Here is a 21,445-nt window from a genome sequence, read left to right as displayed (position 1 = left end):
ATAGTATGGCGACCACTCACGCTTCGATTCGAAGATATGGCATTCAATACCCAAGACGCCCCCGGCGTGCACGAACAGGTGGCGAGCGAAACCCAGGGCTTCGTGTTCAATCACACGATGATCCGCGTGGTCGACCCCCAAGCCTCGCTCGCCTTCTATACCAAGGTGTTCGGCATGCGGCTGCTGCGCACCAGCGAAAATCCCGACGCCGAATTCACGCTGTATTTCCTGGCCACGACCGAGGGCGACGATGTCCCCGCGGACGATGCCCAGCGCGCCAAATACCTCGGCCGTCGGGAAGGCGTGCTCGAACTCACCCATAACTGGGGCACCGAAAACGACCCCAACGCCAGCTATCACGACGGCAACTCCGAGCCCCAGGGCTTTGGCCACATCTGTTTCACCGTGCCCGATCTGGCCGCCGCCTGCGACTGGATGGACCAGAACGACGTCACCTTCAAAAAGCGCCCCGAAGACGGCCGCATGAGCCATATCGCTTTCGTGAAGGACCCGGACGGCTACTGGATCGAGCTGGTCGAGCACGGCTGACCCCGGCCGGAGCCTGGGATTCGTCCACCGGGCGGGCCGCGGGCCCGCCTTTTTCGTGCCGTGAAGCGGCGTCGTATAGCGCTTTCGGGTGGATAGACCGGGTCATGTAACCTATGGCGCCGGCCGGCACCCGCGACGGTCAATTCAATTGCGAAACGAACATGATGAAAGTACTGGTCTGTATCAAGCGCGCGATCGATTACAACGTCCATATCCGTATCGCCGACGACGGCTCGGGCGTAATCACCGACGGCGTCAAACACAGCGTGAATCCGTTCGACGAAATCGCGCTCGAACAGGCGATTCGCTGGAAGGAGGCCGGGCGGGTCGATGAGGTGGTGGCCGTGAGCATCGGCGCCGCGTCTTGCGACGATCAACTGCGCACCGCGCTGGCCTTCGGCTGCGACCGGGCGATCCGCGTCGAACCGGGCGCCGCCGTCGCGCCGCTGACCGCGGCGCGGGTATTCGCCGCGCTGGCCGACGCCGAAGCGCCCGACATTATCCTCATGGGCAAGCAGGCGATCGACGACGACAATGGCCAAACCGGTCAGATGACAGCCGCCCTGCTCGGCTGGCCGCAAGCCACATTCGCCTCGACGATCGAACTCGGCGAAAGCGCGGCCCGGGTGACGCGCGAGATCGACAACGGCCTGGAAACGCTGGACGTCGATCTGCCGGCGGTGATCACGGCCGATCTGCGACTCAACGAGCCGCGCTATCTCAAGCTTCCCAACATCATGAAGGCGAAGAAGAAGACGATCGAGCAGTCGAGCCTGGAAGCGCTGGGCGTGACCCCCGACATCTCACTGCGCGTGACGCGCACCACGCCGCCGCGCGTACGCCGGCCGGGCATCATGGTGGACTCCCCCGAGACGCTGGTGAGCGAGCTCAAGAACAAAGGGCTGTTATGAGCACGATCCTGATCATCGCCGATCACAGCCGCGGCGCGCTGAGCGTCGCGACCCGCAAAGCCGTGCGTTGCGCCGCCGATTTTTGTGCCGACGCGGTGGACATTCTGGTGCTTGCCGAAGACGGCGCCGATGTCGCCGCCCAGGCCGCGCGTCTGGCCGGCGTGCGCCGTGTCCGGCATGTCGATCATCCGGCGCACGCCCACCCGATGGCCGCCACCGCCGCGCCGCATATCCTCGCCGCGCTCGAGGACGGCGGTTACAGCCATGTGCTGGGCACCAACACCAGCTTCGGCAAGGACGTCATGCCGCGCGTCGCCGCCCTGCTCGGCGTCGCCATGCTCACCGACCTCATGCATGTGCACGGCCGCTATCAATTCGACCGGCCCACCTATGCCGGCAATGCCGTGGACACGGTGGTCGCCCCAGAGGATCGGGTGCTGGTGGCCACGGTGCGCGCGGCTTCGTTCGAGCCGGCGGCCGAAAACGGCGCGGCCGCGATCGAGAACTTCGCCGTGGCCGCCGAACTGCCCGGGCATACGCGCTTCGTTCGCGCCGAGGAGCACGATAGCGAGCGCCCGGATCTCGGCACCGCCGCGCGCGTGGTCACCGGCGGCCGCGGCGTGGGCAGCGAACAGAACTTCGGCGTCATCTACGATTTAGCCGATCGTATCGGGGCGGCGGTCGGCGCCTCGCGGGCCGCGGTGGATGCCGGCTACGTGCCCAACGATATGCAGGTCGGCCAGACCGGCAAAATCATCGCGCCCGAGCTGTATATCTGTTTCGGCATTTCCGGCGCTATTCAACATCTGGCCGGCATCAAGGACGCCGGCACCATCGTGGCGGTCAACAAGGACGCCGACGCGCCAATCTTCGAGATCGCCGATTACGGCTTGGTCGGAGATCTTTTCGAAGTGATCCCAGCGTTGAAGCGGGCGCTATCGTAACGGTTTCGACTTGCATTGGATTTCAAAAAATTGATCGATTGCCATAAGGTAAAGCTGCGTCTGTAAATGAACGCAAACAGGCGCAAATAACATATCTCGATTTGCGTTTATTTGGCGTTTATTTGCGGACTATTTTAGTTTTTGCCATTGTTTTTTTCAGGCTAGATATTTTCAGCGCGGGTTGAAGCCTCGATCCAGCGTCTGTACCGAGACCACACGCGCGTTTTCCATGATGACTTCGCGCAGCAGCCGATTCGCGCCGAAATTGTAGATCCAGCGCTCATGATAGACGCGGTGGGCTCCGTTATTAAGAAAATAACGATGCCCGCCTTCGGTGAGGACATGCGAATACACATAGCCGCCGCTACGCTGAACCGGTTCGCCGCAGGTTTCGAGCAATTCGTATTTGGAAAGCCCGGGTAAGATCGTTGTCGGTTCGCAACTGCCGCTCGGCGGTAGTCGGCCGGCGCGGAAGCCGTAGCCGGCGGTATGGATCGACATCACCTTGCCGTTGCGAAAGACGATCTGATCCATCAACCGGCGCGGCCCGTAGTTGTAAGTCCACTCCATCATCGGCGGCACGCCGCCCGCCGGCGCATTGCCCCACCATGGATCGCGGAAACTCGGCTGGCCGCAGGCATGCAGCACGCTGACGACCGTGTCGCCGTTGGTGACCAGCCGGCCGTCGCAGCGCAACGAATCGGCGTGTGCGATCGCCGGCAGCAACATCCCGGCGAGCGCGAGCAGAAAACCGGCCGTTGTGGCCCGTCGGTTCAAGCGAGCGTATGGGTGCCGACCGGGCGCCGCCGATGTCGCGACAGCGCGCTTTCCAAGACAACAGACCCTAGCCTGGGCCGGCCACATGGTAGCGTTGGCCGTGATAGCGCAGTATCGCGCCGTCCGGCTGGATGCTCTCGACCGCCGGCCCGGCGGCCAGACGTTCGCCTTGGTGATAACGCCGGCCGTCGACCAGAATGAAGCCACGCCCGGGCACGGTGCTATAGAGCTGGCCGTTGATATTCACCCGGGGCACGTTCGACAGTTCCGACTGATCCGGCGTAACGATGTCTGCGGCGTTGCCGCCGTAGTAGGTCCGCTTCTTCGCGTCGCCGCCGTCATCGTCGATTAGCGGCGCCTTCGCGTAGGTGACCCGCCCTTGTCCGCGCGGGGCCGGCTCTTCCTCCGGCGCCGGCTCGGCCGGCTCGGCATCCTGTGCCCGGGCGGGCGGCGTGTCGATCGAGGCGATATCCGGGCTCAACTCAAAGAGCGGGTTCAAACCCGCCAGCGACGACAGCCCTATTATCGGCGCCGCCGGGGCGGGACTCGCCGGCCGGGGCCGCCAGACATAGATCGCCAGCGCGATGTTGCTCGCCACGAGAATCGCCACCAGCCAAAGCCAGGCATTACCACGCGGCGCGGCCATATCCACGCCGGGGCCGGCGGACAACACATGAATATCCTGCGCCCGGTGGGCGTAACGCTCACGCTCGGCTTTTTTCAACGCGTCGACGAGAAAGGACACTTATTTCTTTTCCGATGACTTGTCGGGTGTCAGCGACGGCGCGCCCGGCGACGGCACCGCGCCGTTCAGTATTATTTGGGTACGCGGCCCGGCGATGCCGTCGGCCTCGAGCCCGTGCGATTTCTGAAAAGCCCGGAGCCGTTCGCCCAAAGCCCGGTCGTACACCGGGGACGGCTTGCCGACCTGTTGGTCCGGATTTTTGCCCTCGATCCGCATCAGCCGCTTGCGTAGCCAGACTACGGCGCTGCCGATCGAGCCGGGTTGTATGAGCTTGACGCCGGCATCCGAGCGCCAAATCATCTTGAAGCGCCCGGTCCACAAATCGAGCAGACGTTGTTGGTCGACCTTGCGCGCGCCGTCGCCGCCGATCAGGGTTACCGTGCCGTCGTCGTTGATGGCGTCGAGCAGCACCGTCTGGTGATGGTCGTCGTGCTCGAGAACCAGTAGCGCCGGCCGGTTATAGCGCTTGATCGTGGTGAAATCGCCGCTGTCGTCGAGACAGCGCATATCGCCCACGTGCAAACTCGCGCAGCCGCTGCGGACCTGTGCTCCGAACACGCCCCAGAGCCGTAACAGCTGGCTCATGTCGGCATCGCCCTTGGGCAGGGTGTGCGTATCCTGGTTCGGCTTCGCCTCGGCCTTGCCGCTCGGTTGGGCCGGGTTTTGATCCTTGGCGGACGATGCGTCGGACGGCTTCGTATCGGCTTCGGCCGGCGCATCGCCGGAGGATTCCGCCTTCGAGCCAGCGGACGCCGGCTCGTCATTCCCGGTTTTCGAATCGGCGCGCTCGGGCTCGGGCTTGCCGTCCTTCGACTCGCTGTCGCCGGTGTCCGCGGACGCAACGATCACGCTGTCGGCTTGCTTGTCGTCTGCGGCAGCGTCGGTCTCATCCGTGGCCGCGTCATGCTCGGTTTTGGCGGCGCCGGCCTGTGCGATCATCTGGTCATTGGTCTGGCCATTGGTTTGGCTGTTGACCTGGCCGTTGGTTTGGCCATCGCCGGACCCATGAATCCATTCGGCCGCACGGGTGAACGGAATCCCCGGCAGCCAGGCCAACGCGACCACAATAGCGCTGATCGCCACCGCGGCGGCCGGCAGCGCGAGCCGCCACCGGCGCGAGCGCGTCCGGCGTGACCGGCCCGGAAGCGTTTCGGCCGCGGCCCGCAGTACGGTCCACGGGCCGACGTAGGCGCGGCCGTGGGCGTAGACGCCCATCAAGGCGCGCTCGCAAACCATGTTGATCAGCCGCGGCACCCCGCGCGTGAGCCCTTGCAGCACCATGATCGCCGAACGTGAGAACAGATGCTGCGGCCCGCCGGCGCGTTCCAGGCGGTGCCGGACATAGGCCCGGGTCTCGGCCAGGCCGAGCGCGCGCAGCCGAAAGCGCACGGTGATGCGCTGGGCAAGCTGGCGCAGATCGTGGCGCGCGAGCACGTCTTCGAGCTCCGGCTGGCCGACCAGAATCACGCGCAGCAGCTTGTCCTTGTGTGTTTCCAGATTGGTGAGCAGCCGTAGCTGCTCGAGCACCTCGCGCGAGAGATTCTGTGCCTCGTCGAGGATCAACACCGTGCGCCGATTGGCCGCATGCGCTTCCAGCAGATGGGCGTTGAGCCGATCGACCAGCGCTTTGAGCGTGGTGTCGCGCCCGGCGTCGTAAGCCACGCCGAGTTCGTCGCAGATGGTGCCCACGAACTCGGTCACGCCGAGATGCGGATTCCAGCACAGCGCGATGTCCAGATTCGGTGTATCGTTCTCGACCAAGGCGCGGATCAGCGTGGTCTTGCCGGTGCCGACCTCGCCGATGAGCGCAACGAAACCGCCCTGTTCTCCTGCGCCGTAAAGCAGGTGTCCCAGGGCTTCGCGGTGACTGTGGCCCAGATACAGAAAAGCCGGGTCCGGCGTCGCCGCGAACGGATAGCTGTCGAAGCCGAAATACCGCAGATACATCGAATCAGCGTGGCGGCAAACAAGGCGCTAGTCTACCGCGCGCGGAGTCAAGTACAAACTCCACTAATTTCCGTGTAACGCGGCCGTCGCTCCATTGGGTAGACTTTCGCCATGGCTATGGAACTTTCGCGCGATGCGCGTCGCTGGGCGATGCGGGCCCCCGATATCGCCAATCTCATCCTCGTCGCGCTGATCGCGCTGGCCGTGGCCCGCCTGTTCTGGCTGGTCTGGCCGGAACCGGCGGCCCGGGCCGTCGCGCCCAGCGGCGGCGGTAGCAGCCGGGCGGCGTCGAGTCCGAACATCGACATCGACGCCATTGCCGGCGCTCATCTGTTCGGCGAACCGAAGGCCGAGGATGCGGCGGCCAAACGCGAGAAGCAGATCAAGGCTCCGGAAACCCATCTGAATCTGGAGCTTACCGGTATCGTTTCCGACAGCCGCGACCAACGGTCGCGGGCGCTGATCAAGGACCCCAAGGGCAAGCAGCACAGTTACCGGGTCGGCCAGCAGATCATCTCCGGCGTGAAGCTGTACGCCGTCTATGCCGACCGGGTGATCCTCGATCGCAGCGGCCATTACGAAACGCTTACGCTGGAAAGCATCAAGAAGGTACGCTCGATGAGCGGCATCAAGCGCAGCACCGGCGCGACGGCTGCGGCCACCGCCGGTTCGTCGCACTCGGGCACCGGCGATCAGGCTACGCGTACGGTGGCGGGCGATGTCGCCGATCGCATCGGTACGATTCGCAAGAAGATCCTGGCGGATCCGGCGACCGCGTCGCACTACATACGCTTGCGGCCGGCTCGTCAAAACGGCAATCTCGTGGGCTACCGGATTTATCCGGGGGCAGATAAATCCCTGTTTAAAAAAGCAGGGCTTCAAAGTGGGGAACTCGTGACGGCAATCAACGGCAAGCCGCTGGACAATCCGGCGGCCTCATTGAGGCTGCTCGGCAGCCTCGCGCACGCATCGAGCGCGACGATCACGCTGCAGCGCGACGGTCAGACCCATACCGTGCGGATCGACCTGCAATGACATGGCTGTATCGTTTGACCGGAGCGGCCATGTGCGCCGCCGTCCTCTGCGCGCCCGCCGCCGCGCTCGCCCAGAACAACACGTCGACCGGCATTACGCGCAGCGGCAGCGGCGGGACGTTCACGCTGAATCTCAAGGGCGCCGACATCACCACGCTGATCGCCACGGTCAGCGAGGTCACCGGGCGCAATTTCGTGGTCGACCCCCGCGTCAAGGGCGACGTGACGGTGCTGTCCAGCGAGCCGATGACGTCGTCCGAGCTGTACCAGACCTTTCTTTCGGTGCTCGACGTACACGGCTTCGCTGCGGTGCGCTCGGGCGAGGTGATCAAGATCATCCCGCAGATCAACGCCAAGCAGGACGGCGGCTTCGGCGGCTCGGGCCGGGTGAGGAACGAGAACATCATCACCAGGGTGCTCCACGTCAACAACGTGCCGGCCGATCAACTGGTGCCGATTCTGCGCCCGCTGGTGCCGCAGTACGGGCATCTGGCGGCTTACTCGGCTTCCAATTCGCTGGTTATTTCCGATCGTAAAGCCAACGTCGAGCGCTTGACCCGGATCGTGCAGCGCATCGACGCCAACGGCACTTCCAGCGTCGTGCAGATCCATCTCGACAACGCCAACGCTTCCGACGTGGCCGACGCCATCAACAAACTTCAGGGCGGCACCAAGAAGAATTCGGCCAGCAATATCGTGCCGCTGGATCGCACCAACAGCGTGCTCATCAGTGGCAATGCGCGCGAGCGCCGCAAGTTGCGCGACATCATCGCCAACATGGACACCAAATCGAAGGAGTCCGGCGACACGGCAGTCATCTATCTCAATTACGCCGATGCCGAAACCCTGGCACCGGTGCTTCAGGCCTTCGCGACCGGCCGGAGTTATTCGTCGGGCGGCTCGCGCCGCGGTTTGAGCGGTCTGGGCGGTTTCGACGACAACGACAACGGCGGCTTCGGCGGTTTCGGTAACAACAGCGGCTTTGGCAACGGCGGTTTCGGTGGCAACCGCAGCGGCCTCAGCCGCCGGGTGTCCAGCTCCGGCGGCGCACAAAGCATCTCGGGGAAGAACGAGAACGGCATTGCGGTGATCGCCGAAGCCGGCGCGAATGCGCTGATCATTCACGCTCCGCCCGACAAGATGAGCAAGATCAAGAACATCATCTCCAAGCTGGATATCCGGCGCGGTCAGGTATTGGTCGAGGGCATCATCGCCGAGATCGGTATTCAGCAAACGCGCGATCTGGGGATCAATCTGGCGGTGCTGAAAAACGGCGGGCCGGCGGCGGCCAGCGTACTCGATGCCGATACGTTTCAATCGGTGCAACGCCTGGCCGCCAACGGCACGCCGCTGAATTTGATTCAGCGCGGCCTGAACGTGGCCATCGGCAATACCAGCGGCGACGTGAACTTCGCGCTGCTGGTCAACGCCCTGTCCAACAACGTCGATACCAATGTGCTGTCGACGCCCTCGCTGATCACGCGCGATAACGAGGAAGCCATGATCACGGTGGGCCAGAAAGTACCGTTTGTCACCGGGAGCTACACGACCGGTACGACCGGCGGCGTCGGCACCAACCCGTTTCAGACCATCGACCGCGAAACCGTCGGCCTACAGCTGGCATTCGTGCCCCAGATCAGCGCCGGGGATACCATCCAGCTTACGATCGATGAAGAGGTCTCGAGCATCGCGCCCAGCGCGCAACAATCCAGCCGGGCCGGTCTGATCACCAACAGCCGGACGCTGCAGACCGCCGTCGAAGTGCAGAACGGCAACATACTGGTGCTGGGCGGGCTGATCGATAACAACCTCAGTGTCACCCACAACCAGGTTCCGGTGCTCGGCGATATTCCGATTATCGGCGCCCTGTTCCGCTATAACAGCGTAGACCGCACCAAGCGCAATCTTCTGAACTTCATCCGGCCCACTATTCTGCGCGGCGACGGCGAGGCCAGCCGCTACAGCGCCGAGAAATACAAATACTTGCGCTCTCTTCAAAAGAAGCAATCGCGCAAGCGTATTCCGCTGATGGGCAATGAGAAGCGGCCGATGTTGCCGGATATCAACCATTTTAAAGGCGGGGCGAATGCCGCGACGCGCAGCGGCGGCGACCAGCCGGCCGCGCCATCCGATCAACCTTCAGGCAAGCGCCGTGGAGACCAGTTTTAGCTTCGGTCGCGCAGCCGGCCGTAGGAGGCAAAGGCATGAGTGAGCACGCTGAAGAACTCGGGCTCGAGCCGATCGGCGACGAAGCGGTAATCGCCGAGCGCCCCGCCGCCGACGCGGCGATCGAGCGTCTTTCGTTCGCGTTCGCCAAACGGCACGGTCTGATTCTGGGCGACCGGGATGAATCGGCGGTACGGGTCATCGCCCGGCGGCCGGTCAACGCCGGCGCGCTACTGGAGGTCCGCCGTCATAGCCGCCGGCGGCTGATGGTAGAAACCGTGGCCGCCGAGGCGTTCGACGCGATGCTCCAGAACGACTACGAGAATCGCGACAACGAATCCAGCCAGATCGTCGAGGGCATGGACGACGACATCGACCTCTCGGACGCCGCCCGCGCCCTGTCCGAACCGGCCGATCTGCTGGAATCCTCCGACGACGCGCCGATCATCCGGCTGATCAACGCCTTGCTGACCGAGGCGATCAAGGAAAATGCCTCGGATATTCATATCGAACCGTTCGAGGCCCGGCTGACCGTGCGTTTTCGGGTCGACGGCGTCCTGCGCGAAGTGCTCAACCCGCCCCGTCAACTCGCCGCCAGGCTGATCTCGCGGGTCAAGGTCATGGCCAAGCTCGATATCGCGGAAAAGCGCATTCCCCAGGATGGGCGTATTTCGGTACGCATCGCCGGGCGCCCGGTGGATGTGCGTGTATCAACGATCCCGTCGGGCACCGGCGAGCGCGTGGTCATGCGCCTGCTGGACAAACAGGCCGGTCGGCTCGATTTGCCCCAGCTCGGCATGCCGGCGGACACGCTCACCGCGATCGACGCGCTGGTGCACAAGCCGCACGGCATCGTCCTGGTCACCGGCCCCACCGGCTCGGGCAAGACCACCACGCTGTATGCCGGCATCACCCGTATCAACGACCGTACCCGCAACATCATGACGGTCGAGGACCCGATCGAGTACTACCTCGACGGCATCGGCCAGACCCAGGTCAATTCCAAGGTCGATATGAGTTTCGCCCGCGGTCTGCGGGCGATTCTGCGCCAGGACCCGGACGTGGTCATGATCGGCGAAATCCGCGATCTGGAAACCGCCGAAATCGCGGTTCAGGCCTCGCTGACCGGCCACTTGGTGCTCTCGACGTTGCATACCAATACGGCGGTCGGCGCGATCGCGCGTCTGCGCGATATGGGCGTCGAGCCGTTTTTGTTGTCGTCCTCGCTGATCGGCATCATGGCCCAGCGCCTGGTGCGCACGCTGTGTCCCGACTGCAAGCAGCCCTATACCGCCGATGCGCGCGAATGCGAACTCCTCGAGGCCGACCCGGACCACCCGCCGACCCTGCACAAACCGGCCGGCTGCGAGCAGTGCAACCATTCGGGCTTCCGCGGCCGCACCGGCATCTATGAGCTGGTGGTCATCGACGACGAACTGCGCCAGATGATTCACGAGCAGGCCGCCGAATACGCGCTCGAGGCTCAGGCCCGCAAGACCACGCCGAGCATTCGCGCCGACGGCCGCGCCAACGTGCTGGCCGGGCGTACCACGCTCGAGGAAGTCCTGCGCGTGACGCGCGAAGGCTAACCAATCGATGGGGGCTTTCGAATACACCGCGCTCGACGCCCGAGGCCGCCGCAAGAAAGGCGTGCTCGAAGGAGATGCGGCACGCGCGATCCGCAGCCAGCTGCGCGAGCGTGGGCTGACGCCGATCGAGGTCAACGAGGTCGCCGAACGCGCCACCGGCGCCGCCGGTCGCTCGCTGTCGTCCTTTGCGCGCGGCATGAGCGTGACCGAGCTGGCGCTGTTCACTCGCCAACTCGCCACCCTGGCCCACGCCGGCCTGCCGATGGAGGAAGCGCTCAAGGCGGTCGCCGAACAGACCGAGAACGAGCGGGTGCAAAAAATCATCGTGGGCGTACGCTCCGAGGTGGTCGAAGGCAATACCTTTGCCGACGCGCTGGCCGATTTTCCCAAGAGTTTCAGCCCGCTGTACCAGGCCACGGCGGCCGCCGGCGAGCAGTCCGGCCATATCGACGAGGTCTTGAACGGCCTGGCCGACTATGTCGAGGAACAGCAGGCGCTGCGCCAGAAGATTCTCGCGGCGCTCATCTATCCGGCATTTCTCGTCGTCGTTTCGATCGCGATCGTGATCGCCTTGCTGGCCACGGTCGTGCCCAAGCTCGTACACGTATTCAACAGCGTGCATGCCGATTTGCCGGCGCTGACCGTGGCCCTGATCGCGAGCAGCGGTTTCCTGCGCGCTTGGGGCTGGCTGCTCGCCCTGGTGCTGGCCGCCGCCATCGTCGCCTTCATCTATGGGCTGCGGCGGCCGGCGTTCAAAAGGCGCGTTCATTCCTTTGTGCTGCGTATCCCGCTGATCGGCCGTTTCGTGCGCTCGGTCAACACCGCCCGCTTCACCCGCACCCTGGCGATTCTCACCGGCAGCGGCGTACCGGCGTTGGATGCGATGACCATCGGCGCGGATGTGGTCACCAACGTACCGATGCGCGAGGCGATCAAGCGCGCGGCGACCCGGGTGCGCGAAGGTGACGCCATCCACCGAGCGCTACAGCGCGAACAGCTGTTCCCCGCGATCACGCTGCATATGATCGCCAACGGCGAGATGTCCGGCGCGCTCGATACGATGCTCGGCCGAGCGGCGGATCATCAGGATCGCGAGGTCGAGACCATCCGCGAAGGCGTAATGGGCATCCTCGGCCCGGCGGTGATCCTCGCCATGGGCGGAATCGTACTTATGATCGTGCTGGCGGTGCTGCTGCCGGTGTTCCATCTCAACGACTTGGTCAAATAATGACGGCCGGTCCGGTTTCATCGCATTCCGCGAGGAGTTTCGATATGCAATCCTGCGATTTATCGCCTAGGGCGCGTCGGCGCAGCCAGAGCGGCTTCACGCTGATCGAGATCATGGTCGTGGTCGTGATCCTGGGTATCCTCGCCGCCATCGTCGTGCCCAACATCATCGACCGCCCGGACGCCGCCCGCGAAGCCAAGGCGCGCCAGGATATCCGGGCTATCGGCTCGGCGCTCAAGCTGTACCGGCTCGACAATTATCGCTATCCGACCACCGAACAGGGGCTGGCGGCGCTGGTGAACAAACCGGGCAGTGAACCGACGCCGCGCAACTGGAAGTCCGGCGGCTATCTCGACCGCCTGCCGACCGACCCCTGGGGCCACGTCTATCATTACCGCAACCCCGGTCAGCACGGGCCGATCGATATTTACACGCTCGGCCGCGACAATCAGGAAGGCGGTGACGGTCCGGATGCCGATATCGGCAACTGGACGCTCAACAACAATGCCTGAGCCCGATCGCCCCGCGCCGACGTGAGATCGCTTCGTACCCGCGAGACCGGCTTTACGCTGATCGAGCTTCTGGTCGTTCTGGTCATCATCGGCGTGGTGGTGACTTTCGCCACGCTGTCGCTCAACCCGACCGGGCCGGGCGACCGGTTGGACACCGCGGCGCGGCGTCTTCTCGCGCTGACGCAGGACGCCGCGGACGAGGCGATCCTGTCCGGGCAGACGATCGGCTTACAGTTGGGCGATCATGGCTATCGCTTTATCCGGCTGAGCGATCGCGGCTGGCAGGTCATTTCTGCCGCCGACTCGCCGCTGCGCCCCAGGCGGCTCGACGACGATATCCATCTCGATCGCGTCAACAGCCGGGGCGAACGCGATCGGCACAGCCGTCAGGTCGATACGCTCATGCTGCCCGTTTCGCCGATCGCCGGCCGTCAGCCGGGTGAATCGCCGGTGCAGGATAACCGCGACGCCGCCGATCAGCAGCTCGCCATGCCGGCCGCGCTGTTCCTGTCGAGCGGCGAGTTGCTGCCCTTCACTTTGGAGCTGTCGGCCGAGGGCGTGGATCGGCGCTACCGGATCAGCGGCGCGCCCAACGGTGAGATCGCGCTCAAACCGGTGGACCGATGACGACGCACGCGCGCGGTTTCACCCTGGTCGAAGTGCTGATCGCACTGGCCGTGGTCGCCATCGCCCTGGTCGCATTCGTATCGGCCGGCGCCCAGAACGCCGATTACGCGACCTATATCCAACAGCGCACGATCGCGCAGATCGTCGCCCGCAATCGGCTAGTCGAATACCAGACCGCGGCCAACTGGCCGGACACCGGCAAGCGCGAGGACGACGTAACCATGGCCGGCCGGCATTGGCACTGGGAGGCCGACATCCAGAGCACGGCGGACGCCAGTGTGCGGCGTGTCGATGTCCGCGTGTATTCGGTCGATCCCGACAGCCACCAACCGGATCAGGATTCGATCGCGCTGCTGAGCGGCTTTCTCACCCAGCACGAGCAGCCGGAAAAGAACGCGCCCGCCGGCGGCGCCTTGGACAACGGTTCGTGACCGGCCCAGTTCGACGATACGAGGCGCGACAGCGCGGTTTCACGCTCATCGAGCTGCTGGTGGCGATGGCGGTGTTCGCGGTGATGGCGGCGATCGCCTACGGCGGGCTCGTATCGGTGATCGATACGCGTGACTCGATCGATGCCGCGCTGGATCGCAGCAAGATGCTGCAAATGGCGACTTGGCGTCTGCAACAGGATATCGAGCAGGTGGTGGACCGGCCGGTCCGTAATCGATTTGGCGACGCCGAGCCGGCAGTGATAGGCAGCCCCGTCACCGGGCTGACCCTCACCCGCGACGGCTGGTCGAATCCGCTCGGTGAGCCCCGCTCCACCTTGCAGCGCGTGCATTACCAGATCGGCCCGGACGGTCATTTGCTGCGGTCGTACTACCGCGTGCTCGATCAGGCGCAGGACAGCGATCCGGTCAGTGTCGCTCTGCTGGACGGCGTGTCCCAGATCGAATGGCGGTTTCTCGACAAGAACGGGCAGTGGCGTGATCGCTGGCCGCCGGAAAACACCGGCGCCGTCTCGAGCCTGTCGAGCCAAGCTTCGCAGCCGCCGCCGATAGCCATCGAACTGCGCCTGGACACCCGCTCGTGGGGCCGCCTGCGTCTGTTGTTCGCCATGCCCGGAGCCCATCTGTGAGCGCGCGGCGTCGACAGCGCGGCGTGGCTCTGCTCACGGCCATGTTGATCGTCGCGCTGGCCACGGTCATCTGCACGGCGATGATCTCGCGTATGACGCTCGCCATGCATCGCTCGGGCAACATCTGGAACGCCGAGCAGGCCTGGTGGTACGGCGTCGGCATCGAGAACTGGCTGGGCACCAAGCTGCGCGAGGACGCCCAACACTCCAAGATCGATTCGCTGCAAGAACTCTGGGCCCGGCCGGTCGACTATCTGCCGATCGACGGCGGCTCGATCAGCGGTCGCATTGTCGATCTCCAGGGGCGCTTCAATCTCAATAACCTGGTGCTCGGCAATCCCGAAACCTCGGCGGCCCAGCTGGTACGGCTGATCCAGGCAGTTTCCGACACCGACGAAATCACTGCCCGCACCATCGCCCAGGCGGCGCACGACTGGATCGATTCCGATATCACCCCGTTACGTCCGTACGGGGCGGAAGACAACTATTATCTGGGCTTGACCCCCGCCTATCGCACCGGCAACACACTGATGGTAAGCCCCAGCGAGCTGCGCGCAGTGCGCGGCATGACGCCGGCGCTCTATCGCCGGCTCGTGCCGTATATCTGCGCCCTACCGACCGCCACCGCCATCAACGTGGACACTGCGCCGGCGCCGGTGCTGCAATCGATCGCCGATCTGCCGCAGGGGACCGGCCAGGAGCTTGCGACGATGCGCCGGGACTCGCCCTGGGAATCGGTGGAGGAGTTCAAGGGCGCCGATCCGCTGGCCGGGCAAGACCTCAAGAACGTATCGCTGTCGGTGGCGACCCAATACTTTCTTTTGGCGGGCCGGATCAAGGTCGGCAACAGCGACACCCAGTTCTATAGCGTGCTCAACCGCGACAGCGAAGGCGCGGTGACGGTCGTCCGTCAGGCGACCCAGGCTTTTTGACCTAGGCTTTTTAGGAATATCGATGTTCGTATTTACGCCGTATCACGGCTCACCGCGCGCCGGGACTACGTTAGACTGCCCGATCGGTAGGGCGCGCCGCGGGGCAAACCGGCGCATGGATTGGGGAAGCTGACGTGGCCCGACGGCTGGCGTTGTATTTCGATGGTGAACGGGCGGCCTGGCTCGACTACGAGCGGCGGCTGGCGCGTGGCACGCTGGACGAGTTCGCGGCCGCGATCGACCGCGAGGATGCCGAGATCTCGGTGGTCATCCCCGGTGAGGACGTACTGCTCACGCGTGCCCCGTTACCGCCCATCCGGGCGGCGTCGCGACGGCTTCAGGCCGCGCGCTACGCACTCGAGGACCGGCTCGCCGGCCGGGTCGAACAGCTGCATTTCGCGCTGGCCGGCGCGCCCGATCGCGACGGCGAGACGCCGGTCGCGGTGATCGATCTCGAACGCATGACCGCGCTGTGCGACGCGCTCCACGCGGCCGGTATCGAGGCCACGCGCATCCTGCCGGATTATATGGCGCTCGGCGCCGCCGACGCCGGGCGCTGGCAGATGGCGATGATCGGCGAGCGCGTGCTGGTACGCACCGGCCCGGCCGCCGGGTTCGCCTGCGAAACCGATCTATGGCCGATTCTCGCGCCCTCGTTGGAACCGCCGCCGGCGGCCACCGTGCGCGCCCGCGACGAGGCCCGCGCGCACGCCTTACTCGCTAACGACTGGGGCGAAAATAGCGAAACGCCGACCGAAACGCCGACAATAGATTTCGTCTCCTATACGCACGACGACGCGCTGATCGCGGCCCTGCTCGCCGAGCCGGAGGCGCTGCGTTCCGGGCTCAATTTGCGTCAGGGCGCGTTTGCCCGCCGCTCTCAGTTCCAGTCGCAGTGGCGCCCGTTGCTGCTCACCGGCATTCTGGCCGCGATCTGGCTGGTGGTGGCGATGGTGGCCCGCGGGGTGGAAACCTGGCAGCTCGACCAGCACGCCGATGCGCTGCATCAGCAGACGCTCGCCGCTTTCCACGACGCGTTTCCCGAGGTCCAGACCATCAACGATCTGCGCGTGCAGGCCGAGCAAGGCATCCGCGGGCTGCGCGGCAGCGGCGGCGGCGGCCTGTTTCCGCTGGTTCAGGCGGTGGCGGCGGTTACCGGCCAAACCGACGATCTTCAGCTCCAGTCGATGCAGTATCGCCGCGGCGAACTCAGCCTGAGCCTCGAAGGCGAGGACGTGCAATCGGTCGAGACGCTACGCGCCGGCTTTGCCCAGCGCGACCGGATCCAGCTGTCGGTGGAAAGTGCGGATGCCAGTTCGTCGGGCGTTCAGATCCGGGCGACGGTCAGCCGGGGGAGCGGCTCATGAACGCGCTCAAGGACTGGTTTTACAGCCTGGTCCCGCGCGAGCGGGCGATGGTGTCCGTGGCGGCCGTGGTGGTGGCGATCGCGGTCTTCTACTACGGTCTGTGGCAGCCGTTGAACAGCGCGCTGGCGAATGCGCGCGAACAGGTGAGCGCGGAATCCAATCAGGCGCGCTGGATGCTCGGAATCCGCGACGAAGCCCAGTTGCTGCGTTCGTCGTCGCAGCGCCAGGAGCCGAAGGGTCAGGATCAATCGCTGCTATCCATCGTCGACACCACCAGCCGGGCCAACAACCTCGGCGATGCGGTCAGCCATATCCAGCCGCAGAACGACGATGAGGCCACGGTCACGCTCGACAAGGCCAACTTCAACCGCGTGCTGTTCTGGCTCAGGACATTGCAGCGCGACTACGGCGTGATAGCGACCGAGGCCACCATCTCGCGCGTCGAAGACGCGCCCGGCCGGGTCGAGGCCCGGTTCACGCTGGTTCGGGGCGGCTCGTGATGAGCTGGCGGATCGTGCGCTTTGTGGTCGTCGGGCTGGTCGCCTTCGTCGTGGGCCTGATCACTTATCTGCCGGCCTCGCTGGTCGCGGGCTGGGTCGCCGGCGACACGCCGGTGCGCCTGGCCGGCGTATCCGGCACGCTGCTAAACGGTCGGGCGGCCTATGCGTCACTGCCGCACGGCGCGCTCGACAACGTGCGCTGGCATGTGCACCCCGCGGCATTGCTCACCGGCAGCGTGGCGGCCGACATCCGCGTCGACAGCGATCTCGGCCGCGTCCGCGCCAAGGTCCGACGCAGCCTGTTCGGCCACAACACCCTCGAGGATATCCACGGCGAGGCCACCATCGGCTGGTTGGCGAAACTGGCCGGCTACACCTTCGTGCCAGTATCGGGGCGCATCCGGCTCGATCTGGATCGACTGGCGTTCGACGACGACCTGCACATCGACGCCCTGTCCGGCACCTTGCAACTCACCAACAGTCGGTGGGAATTGTTCAATCCGCCGCTCGAACTCGGGCGCTTCAAGGCCGAACTGAGCCGCGGCGATACCGGCGTGGCGTTACGAATCGTCGACAGCCAGGGCGCGCTGGCGCTGACCGGCAGCGTCAAGCTCTCCGACAACCAGCACTACGATCTGAACGTCAAGCTACGCGCACGCGCCGGCGCCGACGCGCGGCTCGAACAGATCCTACAACATCTCGGCGAACCCGACAGCGAGGGTTGGTACCATGTACGCGAGCGGGGTTCGCTGTAGGCGACGCCCGGAGCCGGCTCAGCCCGCCGCGCTCATCGAGGTTGGGGCCGCGGTGCTCTCGTCCTCACGGTACAGATAATCACGCGTGACCGGTACGATATCGTTACGGTGCGCGAGCTGGATGTGAAAGACGACCAGTTCTCCGTAGCGGAAGATCGCCTCGCAGCCGAGCAGATAGAACTCCCACATACGGCAGAATCGCTCGCCGAGCCGTTCGCGGAACTCGTCGCGCTGGGCCTGGAAGCGCTCGTTCCATGTCGCCAGCGTGCGGGCGTAATGCAGCCGCCAGACTTCCAGATCGGTCAGCGACATGCCCGTTTTCTCTATACGCGGCGCTATGTCCGACAGCGACGGGACATAGCCGCCGGGGAAGATATATTTCTGGATCCAGGTCCGGCTGTCCCGGGGCGGCACGCCGTTGCGGCCGATGGTGTGGATCAGACTGCGGCCGTCCGACTTGAGCAGCCGCGCCACTTGGTTAAAGAACGTCTGGTGCTGGGGCCGGCCGACATGCTCGAACATGCCCACGGACACGATCGCGTCGTAGGCCCCCCGGTGCTCGCGATAGTCTTCTTTGAGAATGGTCACCCGTTGGGCCAGACCAAGCGCTTCGGCGCGCTTTCTCGCGTGATCGTACTGATCGTTGGACAAGGTCAGCCCGACCACGTCCACATCGTATTCGCGCGCCAGGAACAGCGCCATGCCGCCCCAGCCACAGCCGATGTCGAGCACCTTGTCGCCGGGCTTGAGCAACAGCTTGCGGCCGATATGCGCCAGCTTGGCGCGCTGGGCCTCGTCCAGCGTCATGTCCGGACGCTCGAAGTAGGCGCAGGAGTACTGCATCTCCTCGTCCAGGAAGCGCTGGAAGAGCTCGTTGTCGATATCGTAATGGTGCTGGACGTTGCGCTCGGAGCGCATCCGATTGTTCATCTCCGACACGCCGCGGAACGTGCGTCGCGCCAGGTCCGTGAGCCGGTTCGAGCCGAAGTTCTTCGCATTGACGAAATACAGATGGAAAATCGCCTGTAGCCCGCCTTCGCCCGGCCACCAGTCGCCGTCCATATACGCTTCGCCGAAGGCCATTTCCGGATCGGCGAGCAGCCGTGCGACGACTTTGCGATTGCGCAGATGCACATGAGCGACCGGCTCGCCGGAACCATAGCGCGTCTCGGTACCGTTGGCGTGGTGCATCACCAGCGTGCCCTGGCTGATGAAACGCTCGAACAAACTACTCTTCACAACCCGTCCTCTGGCCCGGCTACAGCCGCCCGAACCCGTCGATTCAATTTTTTATAAAATACAATGCGCGCGGCTTGGGTGTACAGTACAGCAGGCTTGTCGACCCGGCCGCGCGGTGCATTTGGCGATGACCGGGCAAGCCGGTAATCTCGACCTATTCCGCCATCTTACCCGAGCATGACCGTCGAGACAGCCCGCGCGCTCTGGCTCCGGCCGCCGCGCCATGCCGAATTAAAGAACGAAACCCTGCCGCCGCCGGGCGCGAACGATCTGGTCATTCGCACCTGTTATTCGGCGGTCAGCCGCGGCACCGAGACCCTGGTGTATGACGGCGCGGTTCCCGACAGCGAATACACGCGCATGCGCGCGCCGTTCCAGGCCGGAACGTTGCCGGGCGCGGTCAAGCACGGCTATGCCAACGTGGGTATCGTCGAGCGCGGGCCGATAGGCTGGCCGGGGCGCACCGTGTTCTGTCTGTACCCGCACCAGACCCGCTATGTCGTTCCCGTCGACGCGGTCATACCCGTGCCCGCCGCCGTGCCCGCGGCCCGCGCTGTGCTCGCCGCCAATATGGAGACCGCGGTCAACGCGCTATGGGACGGCGCCCCGCGCGTGGGCGATCGTATCAGCGTGGTCGGGGCCGGCGTGGTCGGCAGCCTGGTGGCCGGGCTATGCCGCGATCTGCCGGGCGTGAACGTGGAACTCATCGATATCGATACCGACCGGGCCACGGTGGCGGATGCGCTGGACGTGGCCTTCGCCACGCCCGACCAGGCCACGCCGGAACGCGATCTGGTGTTTCATGCCAGCGCCACCGATGCCGGGCTTAACACCGCGCTCGTACTGGCCGGGCGCGAAGCCGAGATCATCGAACTGAGCTGGTTCGGGACGCGCCCCGCCACGCTCGCGCTGGGCGGCGCGTTCCATTCCCGTCGGCTCACGTTGCGCGCGACCCAGGTGGGCACCGTCGCGCCCGCTCGCGCGGCGCGCTGGGATCATGCCCGCCGGCTAGCGCTCGCGGTCGCCCTGTGCGCCGATCCGCGCCTGGACGTATTGTTCGCCCGCGACGTGGACTTCGATCAACTCCCGGGCGTCATGGCGCGTCTGGCCGATCCGGCCGATCGCACGCTTTGCCAGCGAATCGTCTATCCTGGCGTGCCATCCTCGTGAGACCGCGATCATGTATCACCTGAGCGTGCGCGATCACGTGATGATCGCCCATAGCTTCAACAGCCCGACTTTCGGTCCGGCCCGCGCACTGCACGGCGCGACCTATGTGGTCGATGTGACTTTCTACCGCGAGGCACTCGACGACGACGATCTGGTGGTCGATATCGGCGCCGCCGCGGCCGCGCTGGGCGACGTCCTGGCCGAGTTCAACCTGAGCAATCTCGACGATCACGAAGCGCTCGCCGGGCACAACACCACGACCGAGTTCATGGCCGGCGTGATTTTCACGCGGATGCGCCGGGCGATCGCCGACGGCCGGCTGGGCGCCGGCGCCGCCGGCCTTTGCCGCATGGGCGTGCGCCTGTCGGAGTCGCATATCGCCTGGGCCGGGTACGAGGCGGATCTGTGAGCCCGACGAGGCTGATCGTCGCCGGCGACCCGGAGCAGTACACCGGCGGCTATATTTATGACGCCCGCATCGCCGAGGCGCTGACCCGCAGCGGGCGCCCGATCGAAACCCTTGGCCTGGCCGGACGTTTTCCCGCTGCCGACGACGACGCCGCGCGAGCCCTCGCCGAAGCGCTGGCCGCGCGCGCCGACGGCGAGATCGTGATCGTCGACGGGCTGGTTTACGGCGCATTGCCGGAAGTCGTCGTCCGGGAAGCGGACCGGCTCCGTCTGGTCGCCCTGGTGCATCATCCCCTGGCCGACGAATCCGGCATCGACGGCGCGCTCGCCGACCGTCTGTTTGAAAGCGAACGCCGCGCGCTCGGCCATGCCGCGCGCGTGATCGTCACCAGCGCGTTCACCGCCGACCGGCTGGTCATGGCCTACGGCGTGGCGCGCGCCGATCTGGATATTGTCGAACCCGGCCTCGACAAGCCGGAACACCCGGTCCGCCCGGTCGGCAACAAACGCCCCGGCACACCGCACCTGCTTTGCGTGGCCAGTCTCATCCCGCGCAAGGGGCATGCCGTGCTGGTGGAAGCGCTGGCCGCGCTGACCGATCTCGACTGGCGCTGCGATTGTATCGGCGACACCGAACGTGATCCGGCGTGCGCCGCCGATATCCGCGCCGCCATCGATCGCCACGGTCTGGCCGGGCGCGTGCATCTCATGGGCGGCCGTCCGCCCGCCGCGCTGAGCGCCGCCTATGCCGATGCCGATCTGTTCGTGCTGCCGTCCTACTATGAAGGCTACGGCATGGTAGTCACCGAAGCGCTGGCGCACGGCCTGCCGGTGATTACAACCACCGGCGGCGCCCTGGCCGACACCTTGGCCCCGCACGCCGGGCTGGCGGTGCCGCCGGGCGACGCCGAAGCGCTGGCCGACGCCCTGCGCCGGTTGCTCTCGGACCCCGACGCCTATGCCGAAC

The 21,445-nt window shown here is 65.3% G+C and carries 22 protein-coding genes; 18 read left to right on the top strand and 4 right to left on the bottom strand.

The genetic code is table 11. The features are described from left to right. Nucleotides 1–36: 36 nt before the first annotated feature. The 3 genes from gloA to VFJ08_RS14300 all read left to right on the top strand — a co-directional run bounded on the left by gloA (nt 37) and on the right by VFJ08_RS14300 (nt 2,404). Nucleotides 37–549, top strand: a complete 513-nt coding sequence (gloA, locus tag VFJ08_RS14310; protein WP_349257024.1) for a lactoylglutathione lyase — start codon at nt 37–39, stop codon at nt 547–549. A 164-nt stretch (nt 550–713) separates the two neighbouring features. Then, a complete protein-coding gene (locus VFJ08_RS14305; RefSeq protein ID WP_324997903.1) occupies nt 714–1,460 on the top strand; it encodes an electron transfer flavoprotein subunit beta/FixA family protein in 747 nt (248 codons plus the stop codon). Beyond that, the gene (locus tag VFJ08_RS14300; protein ID WP_324997902.1) at nt 1,457–2,404 is read left to right on the top strand and encodes an electron transfer flavoprotein subunit alpha/FixB family protein; all 948 of its coding nucleotides are present in this window, start codon (nt 1,457–1,459) and stop codon (nt 2,402–2,404) included. The genes VFJ08_RS14305 and VFJ08_RS14300 overlap by 4 nt, the downstream gene beginning before the upstream one ends. Nucleotides 2,405–2,575: 171 nt before the next feature. Here VFJ08_RS14300 and VFJ08_RS14295 read toward each other — a convergent pair whose 3' ends face one another. From VFJ08_RS14295 to VFJ08_RS14285, 3 genes are all read right to left on the bottom strand, one after another. After that, nucleotides 2,576–3,181, bottom strand: a complete 606-nt coding sequence (locus VFJ08_RS14295; protein ID WP_324997901.1) for a DUF2845 domain-containing protein — start codon at nt 3,179–3,181, stop codon at nt 2,576–2,578. Nucleotides 3,182–3,248: 67 nt separating this feature from the next. Beyond that, a complete protein-coding gene (locus VFJ08_RS14290) occupies nt 3,249–3,926 on the bottom strand; it encodes a general secretion pathway protein GspB (RefSeq protein ID WP_324997900.1) in 678 nt (225 codons plus the stop codon). After that, complete coding sequence (locus tag VFJ08_RS14285) at nt 3,927–5,873, bottom strand: AAA family ATPase (protein ID WP_324997899.1); 1,947 nt, start codon at nt 5,871–5,873, stop codon at nt 3,927–3,929. 111 nt (nt 5,874–5,984) lie between these two features. Between VFJ08_RS14285 and gspC the strand changes: the two genes are divergently transcribed. The 12 genes from gspC to VFJ08_RS14225 all read left to right on the top strand — a co-directional run bounded on the left by gspC (nt 5,985) and on the right by VFJ08_RS14225 (nt 17,661). Beyond that, entirely contained in the window at nt 5,985–6,908 is a 924-nt protein-coding gene (gene gspC, locus VFJ08_RS14280) for a type II secretion system protein GspC (protein ID WP_324997898.1), read from the top strand. A 29-nt stretch (nt 6,909–6,937) separates the two neighbouring features. Then, complete coding sequence (gene gspD, locus VFJ08_RS14275) at nt 6,938–9,076, top strand: type II secretion system secretin GspD (protein ID WP_324997897.1); 2,139 nt, start codon at nt 6,938–6,940, stop codon at nt 9,074–9,076. Between the two features lie 35 nt (nt 9,077–9,111). Then, entirely contained in the window at nt 9,112–10,662 is a 1,551-nt protein-coding gene (gene gspE / locus VFJ08_RS14270) for a type II secretion system ATPase GspE (RefSeq protein WP_324997896.1), read from the top strand. Between the two features lie 7 nt (nt 10,663–10,669). Next, on the top strand, nt 10,670–11,890 hold the full coding sequence (gene gspF / locus VFJ08_RS14265) for a type II secretion system inner membrane protein GspF (protein WP_324997895.1): 1,221 nt from the start codon (nt 10,670–10,672) through the stop codon (nt 11,888–11,890). 44 nt (nt 11,891–11,934) lie between these two features. After that, nucleotides 11,935–12,402, top strand: coding sequence for a type II secretion system major pseudopilin GspG (gene gspG / locus VFJ08_RS14260; RefSeq protein ID WP_324997894.1), 468 nt, complete (start codon nt 11,935–11,937; stop codon nt 12,400–12,402). A gap of 21 nt (nt 12,403–12,423) precedes the next feature. Continuing rightward, complete coding sequence (gene gspH / locus VFJ08_RS14255; RefSeq protein ID WP_324997893.1) at nt 12,424–13,029, top strand: type II secretion system minor pseudopilin GspH; 606 nt, start codon at nt 12,424–12,426, stop codon at nt 13,027–13,029. Then, nucleotides 13,026–13,460: a type II secretion system minor pseudopilin GspI gene (gene gspI, locus VFJ08_RS14250; RefSeq protein WP_324997892.1), complete on the top strand. Its 435-nt coding sequence runs from the start codon at nt 13,026–13,028 to the stop codon at nt 13,458–13,460. The genes gspH and gspI overlap by 4 nt, the downstream gene beginning before the upstream one ends. Continuing rightward, a complete protein-coding gene (gene gspJ / locus VFJ08_RS14245) occupies nt 13,457–14,107 on the top strand; it encodes a type II secretion system minor pseudopilin GspJ (RefSeq protein WP_324997891.1) in 651 nt (216 codons plus the stop codon). The genes gspI and gspJ overlap by 4 nt, the downstream gene beginning before the upstream one ends. Next, nucleotides 14,104–15,039 (top strand): type II secretion system minor pseudopilin GspK, encoded by a 936-nt coding sequence (gene gspK / locus VFJ08_RS14240; RefSeq protein ID WP_324997890.1) that lies wholly within the window; start codon nt 14,104–14,106, stop codon nt 15,037–15,039. Before gspJ ends, gspK begins: the two co-directional genes overlap by 4 nt. 134 nt (nt 15,040–15,173) lie before the next feature. Continuing rightward, nucleotides 15,174–16,406, top strand: coding sequence for a type II secretion system protein GspL (gene gspL, locus VFJ08_RS14235; protein ID WP_324997889.1), 1,233 nt, complete (start codon nt 15,174–15,176; stop codon nt 16,404–16,406). Next, the gene (locus VFJ08_RS14230) at nt 16,403–16,906 is read left to right on the top strand and encodes a type II secretion system protein M (protein ID WP_324997888.1); all 504 of its coding nucleotides are present in this window, start codon (nt 16,403–16,405) and stop codon (nt 16,904–16,906) included. The genes gspL and VFJ08_RS14230 overlap by 4 nt, the downstream gene beginning before the upstream one ends. Then, entirely contained in the window at nt 16,906–17,661 is a 756-nt protein-coding gene (locus VFJ08_RS14225) for a type II secretion system protein N (RefSeq protein WP_324997887.1), read from the top strand. The genes VFJ08_RS14230 and VFJ08_RS14225 overlap by 1 nt, the downstream gene beginning before the upstream one ends. 18 nt (nt 17,662–17,679) lie before the next feature. Here VFJ08_RS14225 and VFJ08_RS14220 read toward each other — a convergent pair whose 3' ends face one another. Continuing rightward, nucleotides 17,680–18,900 carry a cyclopropane-fatty-acyl-phospholipid synthase family protein gene (locus VFJ08_RS14220; RefSeq protein ID WP_324997886.1) on the bottom strand — a complete coding sequence of 407 codons (1,221 nt, stop codon included), beginning with the start codon at nt 18,898–18,900 and terminating at the stop codon, nt 17,680–17,682. 177 nt (nt 18,901–19,077) lie between these two features. Between VFJ08_RS14220 and VFJ08_RS14215 the strand changes: the two genes are divergently transcribed. The 3 genes from VFJ08_RS14215 to VFJ08_RS14205 all read left to right on the top strand — a co-directional run. Beyond that, entirely contained in the window at nt 19,078–20,070 is a 993-nt protein-coding gene (locus VFJ08_RS14215; protein WP_324997885.1) for a zinc-binding alcohol dehydrogenase, read from the top strand. A 10-nt stretch (nt 20,071–20,080) separates the two neighbouring features. Then, on the top strand, nt 20,081–20,479 hold the full coding sequence (locus tag VFJ08_RS14210; protein WP_324997884.1) for a 6-pyruvoyl trahydropterin synthase family protein: 399 nt from the start codon (nt 20,081–20,083) through the stop codon (nt 20,477–20,479). Continuing rightward, nucleotides 20,476–21,445, top strand: a 970-nt coding sequence (locus VFJ08_RS14205; RefSeq protein WP_324997883.1) for a glycosyltransferase family 4 protein, incomplete at its 3' end; no start/stop codon positions are given. The genes VFJ08_RS14210 and VFJ08_RS14205, both read left to right, overlap by 4 nt.

This window comes from Salinisphaera sp. (assembly GCF_035690525.1).
Taxonomy (GTDB): Bacteria; Pseudomonadota; Gammaproteobacteria; order Nevskiales; family Salinisphaeraceae; genus Salinisphaera.
This window is presented reverse-complemented; position numbering and strand designations above follow the sequence as displayed.